Origin of the sequence: Phenylobacterium sp. (assembly GCF_035276905.1) — a bacterium.
Lineage (GTDB): Bacteria > Pseudomonadota > Alphaproteobacteria > Caulobacterales > Caulobacteraceae > Phenylobacterium.
In genome coordinates this window covers 1-2,375 of sequence record NZ_DATELG010000272.1, presented here as the reverse complement: position 1 = coordinate 2,375, position 2,375 = coordinate 1, and the positions used below count along the sequence as shown (strand labels likewise).

Sequence of the window (2,375 nt, the reverse complement as noted above, 5' to 3'; positions counted from 1 at the left end):
TCCGAGAGCTTCGAAAGCTCCTCGATCTTGGCTTCGAGCTCGGCGATCGGCCGCTCGAACTCGAGATATTGCAGGGCCATCCGAGGGCGTCGCTCCCAAGCGCTTGCGCGAAGCGGCGGAAATTAGGCGGGAAGGCTCAAGCTCACAAGAGCAGCGGCGCCGCAACCGCCACGGCGCTGCAACCCGCAGCGACCATCATCCGTTAAGCCGCCCGAGGTCGAGCCTCGGCCCGTGATCCGATCGGGGGGCGGAGGCGGCCCGCGGCGCGTCTCGACGACGCGCGGATCCCGCCCTGACAAGCCGCCGCGCCCGAGGAGAAACGGAGTTTGGACCTATGCCTTCCGCCTTGAAGACCGCGCTGGCGTCCGTGCTGGCGCTCGCCACGGCCGCGCCCGCGGCCGCGCAACCCTACGGGCCGGCGCCTGGATCGCCTTATCGCCCCACCGACCAGTACCAGCAGGAACAGCGCCAGTGGGACGCCCAGCAGCAGCAGTATCGTGACCAGAGCGCGGACTACCGCGCCGCGCGGGCCGACTACGAGCGCCGCTACGCCGACTGGGAGGCGCGAAGAGCCGCCTATGACGCCCGCTACGGCTACGGCGCCTACGCCCGGGCCTACGGCCCCGCGCCGGCATGGGACGAGGGCCGCTGGGCCTATGGCGCGCCGCCGGCTTCCGGCTATGGCTACGGCCCCGCGCCCGGCGCCCCAGCGGCCGGCTACTACGGCGCCAACAGCGCCTACGCGGCCCCGCAGATCCGCTGCAACAACAACGCCGCCGTCACCGCCGGCCTGATCGGCGCCATCGCCGGCGGCGTGCTGGGCTCCAACATCGCGGGCCACGGGAACAAGACCGGCGGCACGGTGCTGGGCGCCCTGGTGGGCGGCGGCGCCGGCGCGGCGATCGGCCACGCCAGCGACAAGTACAAGTGCGACCAGCAGGGCGCCTATTGGAACTACAACGACACCGTGCCCTACCAGGTCGACAGCAGCGTCTACCGCGACGACCGCTACAGCGACTTCAGCCGTAGAGGCTGCCGGCTGGCGCCGGCGCCGGTCAACGACACCGAGGCCCGCTACGTCCGCGTCTGCCCGGACGCCGAGGGGCGTTACCGGGTTACGGGGTGAGCGGCGGCTACCCCTTCTTCGCCAGCGGGTGCTTGCTCTCGACCACCTCGCGCAGGCGCTCGCCGGCGACGTGGGTGTAGATCTGGGTGGTGGCGATGTCGGCGTGGCCGAGCAAGGTCTGGACGACGCGCAGGTCGGCGCCGCCTTCCAGCAGGTGGGTGGCGAAGGCGTGGCGCAGGACGTGGGGGCTGACCCGGGCCGGATCGATGCCGGCGTCGGCGGCCGCCTCGTCGAGCAGCTGGGCGAACCGGCGCGGGGTCAGCCGCCCGCCGGCCCCGCGTGAGGGAAACAGCCACGGGTTCGCCCCCTCCTTCTTGAACTTGTCGCCCTTCGGCAGGAATTGCGGCCGCGCCTGCAGATAGGCCTTCACCGCCGCCCGCGCGGTCTCGTTCAGCGGCGCGAGCCGCTCCTTGCCGCCCTTGCCCTTGACGATCAGATAGGCGGGATCACGCGCCAGCGCCGCCAGCGAAAGCCCGGTCAGCTCGGAGATGCGCAGGCCCGAGGCGTAGGCGAGCTCGATCATGCAGGCGAGCCTGAGGCCCTGGCCGCCGTCGCGCGCGCCGGCCGCGGCGATCAGCCGGTCCATCTCCTCGCGGCTCAGCACCTTGGGCAGGGCGCGGCCCTTCTTGGGCGCCTCGATGCGGCGCGAGGGATCATCTGTCCGCCAGCCCTCGCCCAGCACGAAGCGGTAGAACTGCCGCACGGCGGCGCGCCTTCGCGCGGCGGTGGCGGCCGACAGGCCGCGCGCGCCGAGGTCGGCGAAATAGGCCTCGACGTCCTCCGCGGAGGCGTCCGACAGGTCGCGGCCGCGACCGGCGAGGAAGCCCGCGGCGTCGGCGAGGTCGCGGGCGTAGGCGGCGAGCGTGTTCTTCGCCGCCGCGCGCTCGACCGACATCATCTCGAGGAAGGCCTCGGCCCAGGCCGCGCCCTTGCTGCTCATGGCGGCGCCAGCAAGCCTTCGACCGCGAAGTTGCGCGCATCCGCATCCAGCCCGGCCTGGCGCAGGGCCTGGACGATGCGGGCGCGCTCAGCCGGAGCCAGGCCCGCCTGGCCGGCGTCGGCGCAGGTCCAGAGCGCCAGCATCGCCGCCTCGCCCATCAGGCGGTCCTGGGCGGCGGCGGCGAGCGCCAGGTTGCGGCCCACGGGCGTCCTGCCCTCCGGCACGGAAAGCGCCGCAAGCCGGCCGCGCAGGTCCGGGCCGGCGGCGCCTGCGTAGGCGGCGACGATCAGGGCCGCGGCCTGGGCCGAG

Annotated in this window: 3 protein-coding genes and 1 pseudogene; 1 reads left to right on the top strand and 3 read right to left on the bottom strand. The window is 73.6% G+C overall.

Annotation, left to right across the window (positions count from 1 at the left end):
* Positions 1 to 80: hypothetical protein (locus tag VJS38_RS12765; RefSeq protein ID WP_324088526.1), on the bottom strand; the 80-nt coding region annotated here is incomplete at its 3' end.
* A gap of 254 nt (positions 81 to 334) precedes the next feature.
* Here VJS38_RS12765 and VJS38_RS12760 point away from each other — a divergent pair.
* Complete coding sequence (locus VJS38_RS12760) at positions 335 to 1,126, top strand: glycine zipper 2TM domain-containing protein (RefSeq protein WP_324088525.1); 792 nt, start codon at positions 335 to 337, stop codon at positions 1,124 to 1,126.
* A gap of 7 nt (positions 1,127 to 1,133) precedes the next feature.
* Here the strand turns inward: VJS38_RS12760 and VJS38_RS12755 are convergent, their stop codons facing one another.
* Positions 1,134 to 2,066, bottom strand: a complete 933-nt coding sequence (locus tag VJS38_RS12755; protein ID WP_324088524.1) for a site-specific tyrosine recombinase XerD — start codon at positions 2,064 to 2,066, stop codon at positions 1,134 to 1,136.
* Positions 2,063 to 2,375: pseudogene (locus VJS38_RS12750) on the bottom strand (hypothetical protein); the annotation flags it as partial. The gene VJS38_RS12755 and the pseudogene VJS38_RS12750, both read right to left, overlap by 4 nt.